Below are 18805 nucleotides of genomic sequence, written 5' to 3' on the forward strand. Positions count from 1 at the left end.
CGGGAAGCCCCGCCGTTTACGGCGGGGAGGATGTCACACGCGGCTACAGGTAGTCCGATGATAGTGGTTTTGATGCAAGCGTTCCGGTGGGCCAACGTCTCGTGATGGGGATTGAGTTCCTGAAAACAATTAATAGGCCCCGCGCTCCCCCTGTAGGTAATGTTACACAGTACCGGACCGCTGCTCTCCGTGAACCTCTCGTCGCGGCAAGCGGACACAGAGGACGTCAGCGAGGTGCTTGAGTCGTTCATCGGCGGGCGTGGTGTGGGGACGAAACTGGTCCACGACCGGACGCCCTTCGACGCGGACCCACTCGGGCCAGAGAATCGCCTCGTGTTCAGTACGGGCCCGATGCAGGTCTCGAACATGAGCTTCACCGGCCGCATCAACGCGACTGCCGTCTCCCCGCTGACTGATGGGTTGCTCTCCTCGAACGCGGGCGGGTTCATGTCCCGGCACCTCGCGGACACGGGCTACGGCGCTATCGAACTCACCGGCGAAAGTGACGACCTCGTCATCGTGCACGTCCGCGACGACGGCGTTACCTTCGAAGAAGTCCCAGACTTGGCGGGCGCGACGGTCCCGGAGACCTGCACGTATATCGAGGACGAGCACGGCCTCGAATCCGAACACGTCGCCTGCATCGGCCCGGCCGGCGAAAACCAGGTCCGGTTCGCCTCCATCATGACGACCGAGGAGCGCGCGTTCGGTCGTGGTGGACTCGGTGCCGTCCTCGGCTCGAAGAACGTGAAAGCCCTCACCTTCGACGGCGACTCACGCCCGGATATTGACGTGCCCGCCGGCCAGATGGAGATTCATCGCGAGGCTGCTACTGACGACCACATCATGAAAGAACAGGGGACCGTCTCCGTGATGGACCTCGCCAACGAGATGAACGGCCTCCCCTCCTACTACTTCTCCGAGCAGTCCTTCGAGGGCGTCGAAGGCATCAACGGCGACGCCGTCGCCGAGAAAAAATACAAGAAAGGAACCTGTTCAGCCTGCGCGTTCGCCTGCAAACTCCCAACCCGAGACGAAGCACGCGGCGTCGAAACAGAAGGCCCAGAATTCGAGGTCGCGATGGCATTCGGCTCCAACTCCGGCGTTGACGACATCGTCGACGTGATGAAATCCAACCAACTCTGCGACGACTACGGCCTCGACGCCATCTCCGCGGGGAACACGATTGCGGCGTACCTCGCGGCGAACGACGAGTTCGGCAACGAGGAACTTGTCTGGGACCTCGTCGAACAGATCGCTCACCGCGAGGGTGTCGGTGACGAACTTGCGGAGGGGATCGGTCGCATTCACGACGACCTCGGCGTCGACAATTGGTCGGTCAAGAATATGGACTTCGCGGCCCATGAAGGCCGTATTCTCCACGGGCAGGGCCTCTCGTACGCCGTCTCGAACCGCGGCGCCGACCACATGTACGCCACGTTCTACTCCGTGGAGTACCCACTCGTCCCCGACGACGAGGCGATGGCGCCCGAAGGGTTCGATGGGAAAGCCCAGCGACTCGTCGAACGCGAGAACCTGATGGCGCTCAACGACAGCGGCGTCGTCTGCAAGTTCTCTCGGGACTACATGAGCCCCGAGCGCTACGAGATGCTGTTCGGCGCGGACTTCGAAGAACTACTGGACGTCGGCAGCCGCGTCGTCACCTTGGAGCGCCACTTCAACAACCAGCGCGGCCTCGACCGCAACGACGACCGCCTCCCCTACGAGGACCAACTTCCCGGCTTCGAGGATGCCCTTGACGCCTACTACGACGCCCGCGGCTGGCAACAGGACGGCACGGTCTCTGCCGTCGCGCAGTCGGACTAGCGGATTCGTATCGCGCTACAGACCCGACGTCGTCTGCTGTCACGACAGTGGAGGGTGGGTGGTCAGGTGGTTAGTGGTGCTTCGAGTTGGGACACGGAGAGCTGGAGTTCGTTTGTCTGATGGTCGATAGTCGTGATTTCTCCGCCGACGACGAGCTCGGAGTTTGGCGTCGGCCCGATGAGAATTGGGTCACCGACGTCAAAGCCGTCGATTGGTTCGCGAAACGTCACCTGCGCGTGGCACTGGTCGGGGTGATTGACGCTATTGAAGTCGATTTCGGCGACGGTGACGTCGATACGGGTGTAGTCGTGTGCGAGCGTCAAATCCTCGGCTGTGTCGAACGACTGGCGGTCGAGGAACCGATATGCCTCGACAGTCGGTTTGTACCCGCCTCTCGGTCCGGTGATGCCTTCGATTAAATCGAGTGCCTGCAAACTCTGGGTTTCCTTCCGGATTGTCCCAGAGTGACGATCCACAGAGTCCCCGATTTCTTCGGCTGTTACAGCAGACTCCGACGCACGGTACTGGTCGACGACTACTTCGAGGACAGCCGTCTGCCGCCTAGTCAATTCTATTTCCATCTTATCCAGCGTAAGCGTAGTTAGTGGAATATACGTTTTCCTTTAGGAATAATAGTTTCAACTACCATACTATACAAGAAGATAGTTGGATGTTTGCACTCTTATCTTTGGTTGGGGCGTCAAATCTATCTTCCTGCGAGGGAGGGGTCACCTACTGTGGAGTCCAACTACGTCTAGCGTTCGAGTATTGTTCCACTCGCTCCGACTGCGATGTGTGGGTGGCCGAGTGCGATCGCGTGGAGGTTTTGGCCAGTGGGCCAGGTTTGGGTCCACAAGTCGAACCAGCGCGCAAGCGTCCGGAGCGGCGGTGTGTCGTAGCCCGTCCGATGTAGGATTGTCCCGCTCGCGCCGACTGCATGGACGCAGCCACACGCCTCAACTTCGACGTCGTTTAGCGCTGTATTCGCCGCTGATTCTTGCTCCCACTCGCCGTCCGACCCAATGACGACCGTTCCACCTGACCCCACGAGCACGACAGTCTCGGAACTCCGCATCGAAATGTCGGTGAGTGTCTCGTCGAACGAAGGTGTGTCAACTTCGGCCCACGTTTCGCCGTCGGTTGTCTTGAATATCGAGCCGTTCTGGTCGACGAGGAAGCCGGTCGAGCCAGACATGGCCACGGCAGAGATTTCTGCCCCACTCCCAGGGGTCGTGTGCGTCCACGTGCCAGGTTCGCCGTTCTGTTCGGAGATGTGGATTTTCCCGGATGCATCGACGAGGTAGCTGGTTGCGTCCCCCGCAGACCCAGTAATGGCGATATCGGTGAACGTGTTCGTCACGTCGTCGGGAGCATTCCGTGAGGTGAACGATTCTGTCGACGGGTCGTATTCGGCGACTGTTCCACTGGCACCAGCGACCCAGAGGCGCTCTCCGTTCTGTGTAGTCGTGGCACTCGAGAGATTGTTCCCGTTTCCTGCTGGTCCGGATTCGGTGACGAGCGTCCAACCGTCCTCAGTTCGTTCGAGAACGACGCCGCCAGCACCGACCGCGAACGTCCCTGCATCGGTCCGAGTGACGTCGTGTAGCGTCCGCTGTGTCGGCGTATCGACGGCTTCCCAACCATCTTCGTGCGTTTGTGACTGTGCGGTGCTTCGACTGAGTGCTGTCGGGGCAACCGCCACACCCGTCAGACGAAGGAACGTGCGGCGGGTACGGTCGGGCATGTCACATGGGGTTTGCCGACGTAGCGAAAAGTGTTCTGTGGCCGCTTCTTCGATCGCCGGCGCTCTTGTTCACAACCCCGGCTTTGCGGGGATGCAGTCTGTGGGGTTTCTCAAGTTCGTGGTCTGGGCCGCCGTGGTTTGGGGTTGTTTAGGTCGGGCCGTTCGTCCGGACGCCGTGACCAGAGGAAGGCGGCAAACGCCAGCGGTGACAGCAGTGCTGCCCCGAGGCCGCCGAGGACGCCGAGTTGGGTCGTCGATATCTCGTGGATGCTCCCGAAGACATCGCCGACGATTATGACACCCCGCATCGTGTCGCTAGCCGTCGCGCTGGCGTATTTGCTGATCCCTGTACCGTCGAAGGTGAGCCCCCATGTCCCGCTTGCCTTGGTGGGGCTGGCGTAGCTGTCGTCGTCTGCTGCGATGCTGTGTTTGGATCCGCTATGCCACTCCCATATTACTCGCGTTCCAGGGTCGACGTGAACCGCCGCTGGTGAGAACCTAGGTGTGCCGCCTTCACCGGTGGAGAATCTGACACGTACTTCTTCACGACCGCGGAAGTCCACTGTACCATCGAATCCTGCAACGCCGTCGAACCATCCACCGTAGTCGGGCTCTCGAGTGACGTACTGCGGGTCAGCAGCCTCCGCGCCGATATCGACATCACCGACGATGATGGCTCCTTTCATGCCCATAACTTCGTGTGGGACACAAACATATCGTGAGACGCCCTCGGTATCGAATACCTGTTCGAAGGTTTCACCCGCGGCGTCGACGAGTTCGCTCTCGTAGGCGTCGTCGGTTGCCGACACGTTATGCATGCCGCCGGCCCCGGTCCACTTCCAAACGACTCGAGTTCCAGGGTCGATACGGACCGCTGCTGGGCCGAACGCGAAGCCACCACCGTTCCCGTCCACACCGACGTCGACCGTATCGCTGCGGATCCCCGTGACATCCCAGCGCCGATTACAGTAGTGCAAGGCGAAAGCCCACGGCTTCAGCCGTGGGATGAAGCCGACACAACACTACGCAAACCACCAGACAACGCCATCCCGTAATCCAAACGCTTACACAATTCTCTCCCCACTATTGTCGATGTGAGCGGGCGGCCACAGCGCACGAACGAGTACACCGCAGAGCCGGTCACCGACCGGTATCGGCAGTGCTTGTTCGATTGGTTGTCTGCGCACGCGCCCTTGTGGAATCAACTCACGTATCGACGCCGCCACGCCTACTTCGACCAGAATAGCGACGTGCGGGATGTCGACTACGACGACCTCTACGCTGAGTACACCCCTATTCTCGGGAAGGCCGCCTGCCAGCAACTCACCCGCAAAAATTCAGAGGCGTGGCGGTCGTTCTTCTCACTCCTCGACCAGTATCACTCCGATGACCCGGCAGTCACCGAGAAACCCAGTCCACCCGGATACTGGGGGAATCGCGACGATGGCTACGAGCTGCACGGACTCGTCCGCAACGATCTCTACACCCTCGACTGGAACGAGGATCGGAGTACCCTGGAGTTCGGCGTCGGCGACGTCCTCAAGGACCGCTACGACTTCGACTATCAAGAACGCCTCACCCTCGAAGTTCGGGGGAATCCCAGTGGGATGGTGACGACTCACGGTTGGAACTCGTCTACGACGAGGCTACCGACACGCTTCGTGTCAAGCATCCAGTTCGCATACAGCCAGATCAACTCAGCGAACAGCGACTGGACGCATATACTCATACACTCCAAGCGGAGAACACGACGCAGTCGGCAGCCATCGACGTCGGCGCGAACAACACCCTCGCTATCGTCACCTCTACTGGGGACACCGCTGTCTATCACGCTCGCCCGCTCTTCGAGCAGTTCCACCGATACTCCCAGCAGATTGCCGCGTTGCAGTCCAACCTTCCGGACGGTCAGTATACGAGCTGGCGGATTCAACGCCGATTCGACGAACGTGGGCGGAAACGCGACCACGCTCGGGATGCTGCCGTCAAGCACGCCGCCGAATGGCTGTTGGAACGCAACGTCGACACAGTGTACGTTGGGGATCTCACCGACGTGCTTGACGCGCACTGGAGTGCGTCGGTCAACGAGAAAACGCACGCGTTCTGGAGTTACCGCCAACTCCTCGACCGCATCGAGCTCACGCTCGGGGATGTCGGCATCACGGTTGAATCAGTGAGCGAGGAGGATTCAAGCAGTCTCTGCCCCGAATGTGGCTCGAGGGATGTAAGCCGGAAAGATGACGACTTCAAGTGCCACGAGTGTGCGATGGACGCGCACGCAGATGTGGCTGGGGCGTGGAACCTGTTGCAGTCTGTGGATGGGCCGATGGCTCGGCCTGCTGCCCTCGCGGCTGAACGCCAGAGGGACGCACCCAACAACTCCCCGAATCGTGATGGGGCGTACTGGGAGTGGAACGGACACAACTGGACACCCACGGATTTCCGGGGAACAGTCGCGTCCACGTAACCAAACCAGCGTCAGCGAACCCGTAAGTTCACAGCCGGGGTAATCGACCGGTTGGATTACCCACGGAGGAATCCCACGGCTTCACCCCTGGGAGGAAGTCAAGCGTTCGAAACCAGCGACTGTGGAAGTAGAGCTGGAGACGCGAGAACTCGTCGCGGAAGTCGAGCCGGGCGTCACGTTCACGTATATGACCTTCAACGAGCAGGTGCCTGGTCCGCTCATTCGCACGCGTGTCGGCGACACAGTCGACCTGACGATTCGAAACCACGAGGACAGCACGATGACCCACAACGTCGACTTCCACGCCTGCCGCGGCCCCGGCGGCGGTGCCGAAGACACGAACGTCGCCCCCGGCGAGGAAAAACACCTCCAATTCAAGGTGACCTACCCAGGCGCGTTCATCTACCACTGTGCGGTCGCAAACGTCGACTACCACATCTCCGGCGGGATGTTCGGCCTCATCCTCATCGAACCTGAGGAAGGGCTCCCTGCGGTCGACCACGAGTTCGACTTCGGGCGGATGGCTCGTGAGGACCCGACGTACGTGCTGATGAATGGGGAGAAGTACGCTATCACGCCGGACAACTACGCCGAGATGAACGTGCGTACTGGCGAGATAGCGGGCGTGTTCTACGGCGTGGGTGGCCCGAACCTGTTCTCGAGCTTCCACGCCATCGGCAGCGTCTGGGACGAGGTCTGGGCGCAGGGCGCGCTCGCCAGTGAACCTGGCCGCTTTGTACAGACGACGCCCGTTCTGCCGGGGAGTGCTTGCGTCGCGACGATGTCGTTCCCCGTCCCTGGAGACTTCAAACTCGTCGACCACGCCCTTTCACGCGTCGCCCGCAAAGGCGCGCTGGCAGTCGTTACCGCCGAAGGCCCAGAGGACCACTCCATCTACAATCCCAGCGCGTGAACCCCCTCGGGCTCGTCTCCGAGGCTTCGGGTAAATATTCCGGCTATTTCCGTGCCAGTAGTCCGCGGCCCACGCTAGTCCAAAACGAACACTCCGGTTTGTAGATGGAAACGGAGTGAGCCACCGAAGAAATCTTCCGGAGTGGTAATCATCTGGTTGCTATGACGAAAGCAATTGAACCAGTCGACAGCACAGTTCTGGACCGATTGGAGCGGTCTTCGACGGCTGCGATTGCCGACACGAAACACGAGGACGTCACGGCGATGGCCACTGGAATTGAACCGGTCAGTATTGATGGCGCGGTTGCCGGGCCAGTACGGACGGTGACGCTCGACCCGACGGCGCTTTCGGCGCCGGTACAAACGCTCGATGCCGCGCACGAAGACGAACTCATCGTAGTCGATGCCGGCAGTACTGCGGAAGCGGTGTGGGGCGAGTTGCTCTCGACGTATGCGGAAGAAGTCGGCGTACGCGGACTAGTGACGAATGGTGCGGTACGGGACGTAGGTGAAGTCCGAGATCTTGGCTTTCCAATTTTTGCAGGCGGGGTAACGCCGCGGGGGCCCAGCAGCAACGAAGAAGCGGCACAAAACGAGCAAGTGACAGTCGGCGGCGCACTCGTCGCGCCGGGTGATGTGGTCGTCGGTGACGACACTGGCGTGGTCGTAATCGAACGCGATGTCGTTGAGGAGGTTGCTGCAGCCGCCGAAGCGGTCGCCGAGACGGAACGAGAAGTCGACCGGTTGATTAGGGAGGGACGGTCCCTCGAAGAGGCCTTTGAGGTCGCCGGATTGTGATTTTGTAGGAACAAGGGCGCTGGCGGCAATTTTTGAGAGGATGGTCGATTTCGGTAGGTTTGCATGGCTTCCTTTGTCCTTATACCGATATGAGGTTGTCAAATCAAACCTGCGTTAATAATCATCGAGTATTTTTGCAAACACAGGAATTATCTTGCTGCATTCTATTGATGGTGGTATGAGCACAACTGGCATGGGCGAAGAGACGATTGACGCACTCGAAGATCTTCCACCAAGCGCAAAACTCGTCGCGAAAGTTCTCGAATACAACGAGTGGCTCACCCAGAGCGAACTCGCCGAAGAAACCCTCCTTCCGGACCGTACCGTCCGGTACGCGCTCACTCGCCTCGAACAAAAGGACATCGTTGAATCCCGCTTCTCGTTCTCTGACGCCCGCAAACAAGTATACAAGCTCGCCTAGTTCGCAACGCCGCGACGTTCACGGCTACACTCACAACTGTTGGGTACTCTCGGTCCGTCACATTCTCGTTTATGTCGGAACTTTCGTTGGAACGTGCTACAGAGAGCGGAACAGATAGTCAAATATGTGAATAACGACCTGAATGAACCCTCTTCAGGCGTATATACGGTTTAGAGATTATTTCTTCATACCTGACTGGTACTGGCAAAGATAAAATTACTAAGGGGTGCTGTCTAGTTCTGGAGGTCCTCAATCGGCGTTTTCCAATCGAGAGTTTGGTGCGGTCTGTGGCGGTTGTAGTAATGTATAAACTGTTCAAGCCACTCTCGGACGCTGGACCGACCGCCCACCCACGGATTATGGAAGGGGTCGACCCGCATTTTGAGCGTATGAAACCACTTTTTCGATACGGTTTCGGTCGGTGTAGTTGACCCGACCGCTCAACCCTAATCGAGCAAGGGTAGTCCGATAGTCGAACTGGTCGACGAGAAGATCAGCCTCCGAGGGATCATGTTTCTCTTGGAGTTTCTGCAGAAACGCAGCCGCTGGATCGGTGCCATGCCGCCCAAACAACGCGACATCGAGGATCAACTTTAGTCGGTTTCGATTGCAGCATACAGCCAAGACCACTCACCGTTACTCTTGACAGTGGTCTCGTCGACGGCGACCCGCTTCGACTACGCCTCAGGCGGGTCGCAGGCGTTGTCAGCTAGACGATGCACCCAGCAAACCGCGCCATGAGAACGTTGAACGCCTAATTCCGCTAAGATCGTTGTTGTTTCTCTGATCGAACAACCGGTTTGGTGGAGGGGGATGGCGAACGCCCAGTGGCGTCGCTGTCCGCTCATTCTCCCAAGTTTCTTCTAAATCCGGTTCATAGCTCTCGTTGAGCAGGTCTGCGAGCACCTTGGTTGATTAACTCAATTACCCGCTCAGTTCTCAAACTAACTCAACTAGACAGTGCCATCATCGGAAATGTTGATAGGCGAGAATAGGTACTATCACCTAGCTTGACAACTCCTCGAAAAGCAGTATTGACTTTCTCACCAATAGGGTATTCCGCGAACATCGCTTTCAGGTGGACTTCCTCAAAGGCCAAGCCCGGAGGCGCTCGCCTTGTTCATCTATAGATTCTGGACGTAGTTCGCCGTCGCCGCTGGCGGTCTAAAAGTCCATAATGCCTCGGTACAGTTCCTCGACAGTCAGGTGGTCGTTCCCGACTTGCCGTTTCGTCTGTCGGTAGAGTTGGTCGCGCTCGTCGACGACGTCGTCACTCACTTCGAAGTCGTTCGTCTCGTAGAACTCCGAAGTAGCGCCCATGTTGCGCATGACCGTGTAGAAGTCTGGGAGTGCGAAGACCTTGAGTTCCGCCTCTCGGTACGTGCTTTTGCCGACCTGCGAGATCTCCTGCTGGAAGTCGTCAACGACCGAGACGTCCACGCTCGGATTCATCTGACGGATACTAAGCGCCGTCAGTAATCCGACGTCGCCCGCCGCCAACCAACTATGGCTACATTATCTACGTTCCCGTCCATCGTCGTCAAAGACCGCGTATTTGGAGACAATAGCTTCGACGTTTGTATTCAATCCCTGAACTTATTGAATGATAATTCGGGACATCTTATGCGGGACTACCCCCCGATAACAGAGATTATCAGATTGCAGCGCTTCGTACAGGTGTGCCGATTACCACCGGAGATTCGGTGACGTTCGAATACACTGGCCGCCTCGAAGACGGCACCGTCTTCGACACCTCGCGTGAAGCCGTCGCCGAGGAAGCCGGACTAACCGAGGCAGAGCTCGAACGCGAGTACGCACCGCTGACAATCGACATCGGTACCCACCAAGTCATCGAGGGGATGGAGAACGGGCTGCTCGGGTTGGAAGAGGGGGAGGCTGCGACCATCGAAATCCCGCCGGAGGAAGCGTACGGCAAGTGGGACAAGGCGGACGTCCAGGAGTTCGAAACCGCCGAACTCGAAGCGATGATTGGTGGCCAAACCCCCGAAGAGGGCGGCTACCTCGAAGCGCAGAACGGCCGACAGGGAGAAATCGTCCACGTCGACGACGAGGCGACGCGCGTGGACTTCAACCACGAACTCGCCGGCAAAGCACTGATGTTCGACGTCGAGATTCTCGACGTCAGCTAGACGCCGAGATTCGATAGAGCTCCGTCTCCGAAGTCGGAGCTAGCTACGGGCGGAGTTCGTCGTTCCGGGATTGGTTGAGTGGTCGAGGCTAACTGCTTCTCGCGTACGCGCGACCGCTGTCAACACTGGATACGTCCACGGTTCGTCGTCGTTGAGATACACACACAGGGAGTACTCGTCGAAATGAGGAACGGAGTCACGCTTTCGAACCGTCTGCTGGCGGCGTTGCGCGACGGCATCAAGTTGTTCGGTGAACGATTCACGATATCACTCGGGGATGATTGTCGTGTCAGGTGCGTCGAAGACCGCTGAAAGGTCCGCTCGCGCCGTTTCGAGTGACCGCGCTTCGCCGTCGAGGGTGTCGAGGAAGTCCTCGCGTCTGCGGATGACCCGCGTCGCCTTTACTGTGAGCGCATGCTTGTACAGTACGGTGAACGACACTGACGATCTGGGACGGATGCCGTCAGCGATCGCCGCGCCGAACTCGTTGGCGAAGTTCTCGACGAGCGGTTCGTTGTACGTGTTGTCGTAGTAGGGCGTGCGCAGGACAGCTTCGCGGTAGGTGGTGCGGACGCGGTCGACTCGGCCAGTCGTGGACGTACGATCAGTAATCCGTGTCGCCCGGTCCGGTGGCGTCGACGGCGCCGGGTCAATGCCGGCTAGGCGCTCGCGAAATTCCTCGAATGCCTCCGTTCGACATGCACTTCAGTGCGTTCCCGGTCGACAAGGGCGGTGTTCAGATAAGGATTGAAAGGTGAGGCGTAGCGTTTTCCGTGTGTCCATGACCGAAAACGCTAGCCTCTACGGTTGTCTTGACCAGATCGAGTTAGGGTTTGTGGAGCGAGAAGCAACACCGCGTCTGTTGATGAAGCTCGGTATTCAGCTCCATCTTGCTGGACTATCACTTTTGAATACCGTTTCTATTCTTGAGATATTCGGTGTTGAGCGAGCACGTTCAACCGTTCATAACTGGGTTCCCAAGGCAGATCTACATCCGGAGAAGGGTCAAAATCCCGGATCACATTGCGGTCGACGAAACCGTGATCCGGCTCAATAACGAACGATATTGGCTGTACGCTGCTGTCGATCCTGAGTCAAACAATTTACTCCATACGAAGCTTGAACCGGTGAGAACAAACGTTTTCGCTCACGCGTTCTTCACTGAACTGCGCGAGAAACACGACGTCGATGACGCCGTGTTTCTCGTTGATGGAGCAGCTCCGCTCCAAGACGCATGCTCTCGTCACGGCCTCGATTTCAGATACGAACGCCACGGAAATCGGAATGGCGTCGAACGTATATTTAGAGAGGTAAAACGACGTACTCTCTGTTTCTCAAACTGTTTTAGCAACGCCGAAGCAGAAACTGTTGACGAGTGGTTGAAATCGTTCGCCTTCGCATGGAATCAGCTTATCTGAACACTACCGTCGACAAGGCGCGCAGCCCCGACAGCGGCGCAAGGACGTTGCTGGAGGGAATGCACGAAGTACTGTGGGTTCCGTTCGCTGCTCGTATTCCTCATATGTGTGATATTTATTGACGCGCCACAAAAATCTACTGTCGAAACTCGCTACCGTGTCGCAGGGAGAGCCTACCGGAATTCGAAACAATATTTTTTGCCGCCGTCCCCATCTTCAACAGCCTTATTAGACTTTCTCGCCGACTACGATGCAAAATGGAAGGGCTCAAAAGCGTCCCGAATCCGACAGAGTATCCGGACCCGGAGACAGCCGACCACGTCACGTACAACCCGTCGCTGGACGCGCTTCGCGAGTTCTCCTCGCGGCTGGAGACGACGACCGAATACGGTGCACCGTCGTACGTCAGCGAGTACCGCTCGCGCAGCGCCGATCGAACCGAGAATGCCGTCAACGCTGACTTCGACGCCGACGACCTCGCGGTCTTCGAGGAGGGCCTCAACTGGGTGACCGATCCCAGCAACGACATCGTCTGTGTCGACCGCGTGGTCGGCCGCCACCCCGATTCCTCGTACGTCTGCCGACTGTATCTGCCGAAGGAGTACGGCCGCATTGCGCTGTCGTGGGCGAAACTCCTCGAACCGGCCGAGGATAGAGAGCCCGACTTCGTCACCGTTCAGCTCCCCGACGCGACCAAAGAACCGAAGATTCGCATCCACCCCGAAGCGGGTGTGACGACGGTCCTCGGCAGCGACTACACTGGTGAGGCGAAGAAGTCGTTCCTCCGGTTGTTCATGCTGCGCGCGAAAGAACAGGGCGGGCTCGGCCTCCACGTCGGCAGCAAACGCGTCACCCTCAACGACGAAGCCGGCAAACGGGAAGTCGGCCAGCTCTTCCTCGGCCTCTCTGGGACGGGTAAGTCGACGCTGACCAGTCACGGATTGTGGCTCGACGACCCCGAAGGCGTCGAAATGATTCAAGACGACGTCTGCGCACTGCTTCCGTCGGGTACTGTTGCCGGCAGCGAGGGCGGCGGCCTTTACATCAAGACGATTGGCCTCGACGGCGACGAGCAGCCCGAACTCTACAGCGCCGCGACCAACGACAGCGCAGTCCTCGAAAACGTCGCCGTCGACGAGGATGGGTCCGTTCACTTCGACGAACCGCGCTACGGCCGCAACGCCCGCGCCGTCGTCCGGCGCGACCACCTCGAAAGCTCCGCGGACGGCATCGACCTCGAGAGCGTCGACCAGGTATTCTTCATCACACGAAATCCGCTGATGCCGCCGGTCGCTCGCCTCAGCACCGAGCAAGCCGCCGTCGCGTTCATGCTCGGCGAATCCATCGAGACGAGCGCCGGCGACCCATCTAAAGCAGGTGAATCGATTCGCGTCGTCGGCACGAATCCCTTTATTGTGGGCTCTGAGGGAGAAGAGGGCAATCGCTTCCGCGACCTCATCGCGAATCTCGATGTCGAGTGCTACGTCATTAACACCGGCGCCGTCGGCACCGACGACCCCGCCGACGTCGGTGTCGAGGAAACCGTCTCCATCCTCGAAGGCGTCGCCCGCGGCAGCATCGACTGGACCTACGACGAGACGCTCGACCTCACCGTGCCGAGTGACGTGCCTGGCATCGACGTCGAACAGTTCAGCGTGCCGGACCGCGTCCAGGACTTCGAGGCTGTGCAGGCGGAACTACGCGAGGAACGCCTGACCTACCTCGACCAGTTCAACGACCTCAACGACGACATCCGCGACGCGACGTACTGACGTCTGTCTATTTCGACTCAATTTCTACCGTCATGGGCGGCAGCGCGGCTGGTATCGATTTTCATCGGCTGTCTTCTCGCTTCCTGCTCGGCGCAGTATTCTTGACGGTCAGTCGGCGCCGTGTCTCGGAGCGTGAGTCCCGGAGCTCTCAGTCGTCGGTAGCGGCTTCCGGGCGGTAGCCGCGGCTGATAGCTTTCCACTTCCCGGAGTGGAACCGATAGTAGTTGATGGCGGAGCCGGGCACGCTCTCTGCGAGGAACGAGAGGCGAATTCCGATGAGGCCCAGCGGCGTCGTCGCGCCGAGGTAGACCAGTGGGATGGCGAGCCCAAACATGCCGATTGCGCGGCTGTAGAACGGCCAGTTCGTGTCGCCGGTCGCGTCGAGGGCGCCTGCGGCCGTGCTCGTGATGCGGCAGCTGGCTGGGCCGCGCTGTCTCGGTCCATAGTGGGTGGCTTCAAGCGGGCACAAAAATGATACAGAGTAACAGGGCCCAGCAGTTCGTTCTCCAATCCAGAACGCTTTAGCCGTCGTAGGTGGTGAGTAATTAACATGGACGCCAAACATCCGGTGCGGACGACCGAGAAGACCCTCGCGCTGGTCGAGGAGGTGATGGACCAAGGCCCCTGCGGTGTGACGGAGCTGACGGAGGGGCTCGACATGGGCAAGAGCGCAGTTCACAACCACCTCACGACGCTCCAGAAGCACGGCTACGTCCTCAAGACCGGCGACAAGTACCAGCTCGGCCTGAAGTTCCTCGAAGTCGGAGGCGCCACCCGGAAGTCCATGGAGTTCTACCAGGTCGCCGAGCCCGAGGTGAAGGCACTCGCGAACGAGACCGGCGAGCTCGCGAACCTGCTCGTCGAGGAGCAGGGGATGGGCGTCTACCTGATGCGGTCGAAGGGCGAGGAGGCCGTTGACCTCGACACGTACGCGGGGCTCCGGACGCCCCTCCACACGACGGGGCTCGGGAAGGCCATCCTCGCGCACCTGCCCGAGTCCCGCGTCAAGGAGATTATCGAGCAGCGCGGCCTCGAACGGAAGACGCCCCGGAGCATCGAGTCCCGCGAGGAGCTGTTCGAGGCCTTGGACGGCGTCCGTGACCGCGGATACGCGATCGACGACGGTGAACGCCTCGAGGGGCTTCGCTGCATCGCGGCGCCGGTCAAGGACTCCTCGGACGAGGTCCTCGGCGCCATCAGCGTCTCGGCGCCCGCGAGCCGCGTCAGCGACGAGGACCTCCAGGGGGAGCTCCCGGAGCGCGTGCTCAGCGCGGCGAACGTCGTCGAACTCAACATCAACTACTGACGGCTCTTGCCGGGCTCAACGCAGCACCGAGTGGCCGCTCTCGACGCGACTTCCGGCCGCTCGCCCAGCCCGACTACTAAACGTCCGTTCTTCATTTCGGAATGATCGCTCGCGGACGGAACGCTCGGCCGCGATCTCATTACTCCGTTGTATTCTCCGGATACCGGGCGCGGAGCTGACAACCGCCACTGTAGATTACACCCGTATGACTGTGATTCAGTTGGCGAGTAACTGTTCTGTATTACAGAAATGGTTTCGTGGTCGGGACGGCCGACCCCGTCCGCCGTCGTCGCCTGTCGAAGTGAAAACGGAGGGCTTGACCGGAGAGGCTGCCGGCGCCGCGTGGGACGCCGCTCCGGAGAGAGACGACTTCGGCGCCGCGTAGTCTCCGTCCGGTGAGCCAAGTGTACGCGACGCTGCTGACTCGGCAGTGTACGAACCCGGGATGCATGTCGCCACGATCCACTAGATCTGGTTGCTTGGGAATATACGATAGAGTTCCTCGTCAAAACACATCGATGACCGGACAGCGATGTTACCTTCAAGTAATCCTTGCAGTAGTATCTACGCGCTCCAATTTCAGTGCACATGATAGTAATTGCGCGTTCTACTCACTGGCTTCGACTGGGGACTTATACTTGGATTTGACCTGATCGCCGGCCCGCCACTGATAGTAGTAGCGGTTGCTGTTGATCTCCTCGATGACGACGCTGGCTTTCGCAGAGACATCGTCAGGGCGGTCATTGTCATCCTGGCTGTCCTCACGCGTCGAAAAAAGCGAGGTATCGGGTTACGCGGTGAGGACGGTGACGGGGTGGTCGTAGTCGAGGATGACTTTCTGTGTCGCGTCCCCGAAGATGGCTTTCCCCGTGGGCGAGCGCTTGCGGCCCGCGAGGAAGATGTGGTCGCAGCCGTACTCTGCGGCGGCGTCGAGGGTCTTGCTCGCTTTCTTGCCGAGGTAGCCGGCGGTCTCGTACTCGACGTCGAGGTCCGCGAGAATCTCGTCGGCGAGGTCTTGTGCGAACTGCGCGGCTCCTTCTTCGGCTTCGTCGGGCGAGTAGCTCGCTGAGCCGTTCGGAATCGCTTCCATCGCTTCGCGGCGGCCGCCGTACTCGTCCTCGGTGGTGACGTGAATCACCACGAGGGTGGCGTCGACGCCCGCTGCGAGCGTGCCTGCCTCGTGCAGGAGGTCTTTCGCTGCGTCGGTCGGGTCGATGACTGCGAGTGCGCGGTCCATGAGTGTGAGTTCAGAGTGGTGTCTGGTTAGTGTTTGGGGATGTTCGAGGGGGATGCTGCTCAGGCCAGCGGCACGATTGTCGAGTAAACCAACGCGGCGATGAGTCCAGTAATCGAGATAATCGTTGTCAGTGCGGTCCACGTCTTCAGCGTCTCCGCTTGTGTGAGGCCGCCGATTTCCTTCACGAGCCAGAAGCCCGAGTCGTTGTACCACGAGCAGATCTGGGCGCCGGCACCGATAACCATCACGAGATACGCCGGATGAACGCTGAGCTGGCTGGTCAGCGGCGCCATGATGCCGGCGGCAGTCAGCATCGCGGACGTCGCAGAGCCCTGTGCGATGCGGACGACGGCGGCGATGAGCCATGCGGTGACGAGCAGGCCGATGCCGAAGTTCTGCAGGATGTCGGCGATGTACGGGCCGATGCCGGAGGCGGCGAGCAGCGCGCCGAACGCGCCACCCATCGCGGTGATGGCGGCGATGTTGCCACCGCTCTTCAGCGCTTCCGTGAGTTCGTCCTCCCAGACCGACCGCGAAAGGCCGGTCCAGCGGAGGTAGGTGACGGCGGCTGCCATCGCGGCGATGGTGAGCGCGACGTTCTTGTCGCCGATGAACGCGACGAGCGGCTGGATGGATTCCAGGACTGGGTACCACTCCTGGAAGGTGTCGACGCCGGTCGCGGAGGCGACGAGTGCGACCGCGAGGAAGATGGGCAGGAGTGCTTCGAGGACGCCGGGGAGGTTCGTGGTGTCGCGCTGGGCGCGCTCCTCCAGCTCCTCGGTGGTGGTGCCCATCGCGTCCCGTAGCGGGATGTCGAGGCGGGCGTTGATCCAGCGGCCGTAGATGAGGCCGGCGACGATGGCTGCGGGGATCGCGGTGGCAACACCGACGAGAATCGTGATGCCGAGGTCGACGCCGATTTCGCTGGCGACTGCGAGCGGGCCGGGCGTCGGCGGGACGAACACGTGCGTCGTCGCCGCACCGGCACCGACCACGACGATGTACAGCGCGTAGTTCTTCCCGACGCGGGCGCGCATCGACCGGGCCAGCGGCGCCATCAGGTAGAACACGCTGTCGAAGAACACCGGGATTGCGAGGACGGAGCTACTGCCCAACAGTGCGATGTCGGAGTTGCCTTCGCCGACTAGCGACTGGAACCCGCGGACGATGCGCTGGGCAGCCCCGCTCTCTAGCATTGACTTCCCGATGATTGCGGCCATCAGGATGGGAATACCGATTCCTGCCATGCCGTTACCGAAGGCAGTTGCGGTCCTCGCCGCCGCGTCCGCCATTGCGAAGTCGGGGACGAAGACGGCGTTGACGAGGCCGACGGTGAACGCCGCGATGGTGAGCCCGACGAACGCCGGGAGGTCCAGTACGACCAGTAGCATCACGACCACGGCCAGGCCGACCGCGAACGTGAGCAGTGGACTGTGTGCGAACTCAATTGCCATGTGTAACGATTTACCACCCTCTCTCGACACTTCAAAAAAGTTTCGCTCTTGTGTAGCACATTATTGATGTCTGAATTTTGCTTGGATCGCGAGTTTGAGTGCGTCTTGTCCCGGTTTTCGATATACTTCTCGGCGGAGTTGGAACGCTCTCAGAGACTGTGTAAGCTTGTCCTTCGAGATGCCTTGATGCGGGGAGAGCCACCGTCGCGTCAGCGAGGCGTGGCTCTCGCAGCTGTTGACGTGGACCTCGTCGTCGGCTGTATTCACCGTCGCCATGGACGACGTATTCGCGGTCGAATACGTCGTCCTCGTCGAGCGGTTCGTACGCCCGAAAACCGTCGGTATAGACAGTCAGCGACTCCTCGTTACGGTCAGCCAAGAGGAGTCGAATCGTCGATTCGTCGGCGGCTTTCGCAGGGTTCACGTACCGCCGTCCGGTGCCACGATCAGCGAGAATGAACACAGGTGGGTTGTCGCCATCATATGTTCCACGCCCACGCGTGGACAGGCCACGCGAGCGCGACGCTTGGTCACGCTCGCGGCCTTTCAGCCCCGCAGAGACGTACATTTCGTCGATTTCAACCGGTCCAAGCAGATCAAGCGAAGGCGCATCGAGCGCGTTGGCGAACCGCTCGATGCGCCACTGGATCGTCTTGTGTGTCACGTCGATTTCGCACTGGAGCTGGCGGAGGCTTGTGTTAAAGCGGAGAAACGCGTACATCGAGAACAACCACCAACGGAGTGTAATCTTCGAGTGAGCGAAGATTGTGCCCGTCTTGTCGTTGAACGTGCGGTCGCAATCCTTACAGAGATATCGGTGAAACTCCCTGTAGCTGCCGTTCTTGACCGTGCGGTCGGAACGGCAGTGAGGACAGGTCACCCCGTCACGCCAGCGAACCTGTTGGAGCAGGTCCGCTGCGACCGATTCCGACCCGAACACATCTAGCGGAATCATCCGTGTTGGGTACCGCTGCCGCGGTGCCCTTACCCTCTTCGACGCCACAGCTACCGCTCAGTAGCGTCAACAATCTCCTACCCAAAAGCGTTCTGAGTGCCACCGCTGAGTGTTCGAAGACAGTGCCAGTCTGGTCGTTGAACGTGCGGTCGCAATTCTTACAGCGATACCGCTGAAACACTTGATAGCTGCCGTGCCGAATCCGTGATTCGGTACGGCAGCGTGGGCAATAGACACCGTTACGCCAGCGAACCTGTGCCAGCAGGTTCGCGGCCCGACGCTCCGAGACGAACGTCTTGATTGGGAACATCGTTCGTCGGGTGACGCGTCCGCGTCACCCTTGCCCG

14 protein-coding genes and 7 pseudogenes are annotated in these 18805 nt (G+C 59.8%); 9 read left to right on the forward strand and 12 right to left on the reverse strand.

The features are described from left to right. The first annotated feature begins 159 nt into the window (after positions 1–159). Positions 160–1827 (forward strand): aldehyde ferredoxin oxidoreductase family protein, encoded by a 1668-nt coding sequence (locus LPA46_RS08125; protein ID WP_230892090.1) that lies wholly within the window; start codon positions 160–162, stop codon positions 1825–1827. 62 nt (positions 1828–1889) lie between these two features. Here the strand turns inward: LPA46_RS08125 and LPA46_RS08130 are convergent, their stop codons facing one another. From LPA46_RS08130 to LPA46_RS08145, 4 genes are all read right to left on the reverse strand, one after another. Beyond that, on the reverse strand, positions 1890–2408 hold the full coding sequence (locus LPA46_RS08130) for a TrmB family transcriptional regulator (RefSeq protein ID WP_230892091.1): 519 nt from the start codon (positions 2406–2408) through the stop codon (positions 1890–1892). Between the two features lie 173 nt (positions 2409–2581). Continuing rightward, positions 2582–3571, reverse strand: a complete 990-nt coding sequence (locus tag LPA46_RS08135; protein WP_230892092.1) for a WD40/YVTN/BNR-like repeat-containing protein — start codon at positions 3569–3571, stop codon at positions 2582–2584. A 110-nt stretch (positions 3572–3681) separates the two neighbouring features. Further along, a complete protein-coding gene (locus tag LPA46_RS08140) occupies positions 3682–4485 on the reverse strand; it encodes a halocyanin domain-containing protein (RefSeq protein WP_230892093.1) in 804 nt (267 codons plus the stop codon). Between the two features lie 447 nt (positions 4486–4932). Further along, positions 4933–5193 carry a hypothetical protein gene (locus LPA46_RS08145; protein ID WP_230892094.1) on the reverse strand — a complete coding sequence of 87 codons (261 nt, stop codon included), beginning with the start codon at positions 5191–5193 and terminating at the stop codon, positions 4933–4935. Positions 5194–5195: 2 nt separating this feature from the next. Between LPA46_RS08145 and LPA46_RS08150 the strand changes: the two genes are divergently transcribed. The 4 genes and pseudogenes from LPA46_RS08150 to LPA46_RS08165 all read left to right on the forward strand — a co-directional run bounded on the left by LPA46_RS08150 (position 5196) and on the right by LPA46_RS08165 (position 8166). Continuing rightward, positions 5196–6035 carry a transposase gene (locus LPA46_RS08150; protein ID WP_230892095.1) on the forward strand — a complete coding sequence of 280 codons (840 nt, stop codon included), beginning with the start codon at positions 5196–5198 and terminating at the stop codon, positions 6033–6035. Between the two features lie 97 nt (positions 6036–6132). Next, positions 6133–6948, forward strand: a pseudogene (locus LPA46_RS08155) (multicopper oxidase domain-containing protein); the annotation flags it as partial. Between the two features lie 161 nt (positions 6949–7109). Further along, positions 7110–7745, forward strand: a complete 636-nt coding sequence (locus LPA46_RS08160) for an RraA family protein (protein ID WP_230892096.1) — start codon at positions 7110–7112, stop codon at positions 7743–7745. A 178-nt stretch (positions 7746–7923) separates the two neighbouring features. After that, the gene (locus tag LPA46_RS08165) at positions 7924–8166 is read left to right on the forward strand and encodes a MarR family transcriptional regulator (protein WP_230892097.1); all 243 of its coding nucleotides are present in this window, start codon (positions 7924–7926) and stop codon (positions 8164–8166) included. 233 nt (positions 8167–8399) lie between these two features. Here LPA46_RS08165 and LPA46_RS08170 read toward each other — a convergent pair. Together LPA46_RS08170 and LPA46_RS08175 are read right to left on the reverse strand one after the other, a co-directional pair. Then, positions 8400–9072 (reverse strand): annotated as a pseudogene (locus LPA46_RS08170) (IS6 family transposase). 258 nt (positions 9073–9330) lie between these two features. Then, entirely contained in the window at positions 9331–9618 is a 288-nt protein-coding gene (locus LPA46_RS08175) for a hypothetical protein (protein ID WP_230892098.1), read from the reverse strand. Between the two features lie 227 nt (positions 9619–9845). On the opposite strand from LPA46_RS08175, the gene LPA46_RS08180 reads away from it, so the two are divergent. Continuing rightward, positions 9846–10316: an FKBP-type peptidyl-prolyl cis-trans isomerase gene (locus LPA46_RS08180; RefSeq protein ID WP_230892099.1), complete on the forward strand. Its 471-nt coding sequence runs from the start codon at positions 9846–9848 to the stop codon at positions 10314–10316. Between the two features lie 39 nt (positions 10317–10355). On the opposite strand, the pseudogene LPA46_RS19095 reads toward LPA46_RS08180, so the two are convergent. After that, positions 10356–10997 (reverse strand): annotated as a pseudogene (locus tag LPA46_RS19095) (DUF7260 family protein); the annotation flags it as partial. Between the two features lie 100 nt (positions 10998–11097). Here LPA46_RS19095 and LPA46_RS08190 point away from each other — a divergent pair. After that, positions 11098–11734, forward strand: a pseudogene (locus tag LPA46_RS08190) (IS6 family transposase). Between the two features lie 257 nt (positions 11735–11991). Beyond that, the gene (locus LPA46_RS08195; RefSeq protein ID WP_230892101.1) at positions 11992–13506 is read left to right on the forward strand and encodes a phosphoenolpyruvate carboxykinase (ATP); all 1515 of its coding nucleotides are present in this window, start codon (positions 11992–11994) and stop codon (positions 13504–13506) included. A 148-nt stretch (positions 13507–13654) separates the two neighbouring features. On the opposite strand, the pseudogene LPA46_RS08200 reads toward LPA46_RS08195, so the two are convergent. Continuing rightward, positions 13655–13915, reverse strand: a pseudogene (locus LPA46_RS08200) (MATE family efflux transporter); the annotation flags it as partial. 141 nt (positions 13916–14056) lie between these two features. On the opposite strand from LPA46_RS08200, the gene xacR reads away from it, so the two are divergent. Then, complete coding sequence (xacR, locus tag LPA46_RS08205; RefSeq protein ID WP_230892102.1) at positions 14057–14812, forward strand: HTH-type transcriptional regulator XacR; 756 nt, start codon at positions 14057–14059, stop codon at positions 14810–14812. A 790-nt stretch (positions 14813–15602) separates the two neighbouring features. On the opposite strand, the gene LPA46_RS08210 is transcribed toward xacR, so the two are convergent. The 4 genes and pseudogenes from LPA46_RS08210 to LPA46_RS08225 form a co-directional block, all read right to left on the reverse strand. Then, positions 15603–16049: a universal stress protein gene (locus LPA46_RS08210; protein ID WP_230892103.1), complete on the reverse strand. Its 447-nt coding sequence runs from the start codon at positions 16047–16049 to the stop codon at positions 15603–15605. Between the two features lie 59 nt (positions 16050–16108). Next, a complete protein-coding gene (locus tag LPA46_RS08215; protein ID WP_230892104.1) occupies positions 16109–17503 on the reverse strand; it encodes a GntP family permease in 1395 nt (464 codons plus the stop codon). A gap of 60 nt (positions 17504–17563) precedes the next feature. After that, positions 17564–18458, reverse strand: a pseudogene (locus LPA46_RS08220) (IS1595 family transposase). Between the two features lie 82 nt (positions 18459–18540). Next, positions 18541–18768 (reverse strand): annotated as a pseudogene (locus LPA46_RS08225) (transposase); the annotation flags it as partial. Positions 18769–18805: the final 37 nt, after the last annotated feature.

The sequence above is a fragment of the Halobacterium sp. KA-6 genome, assembly GCF_021029015.1.
In the GTDB taxonomy this organism is placed as follows: domain Archaea; phylum Halobacteriota; class Halobacteria; order Halobacteriales; family Halobacteriaceae; genus Halobacterium.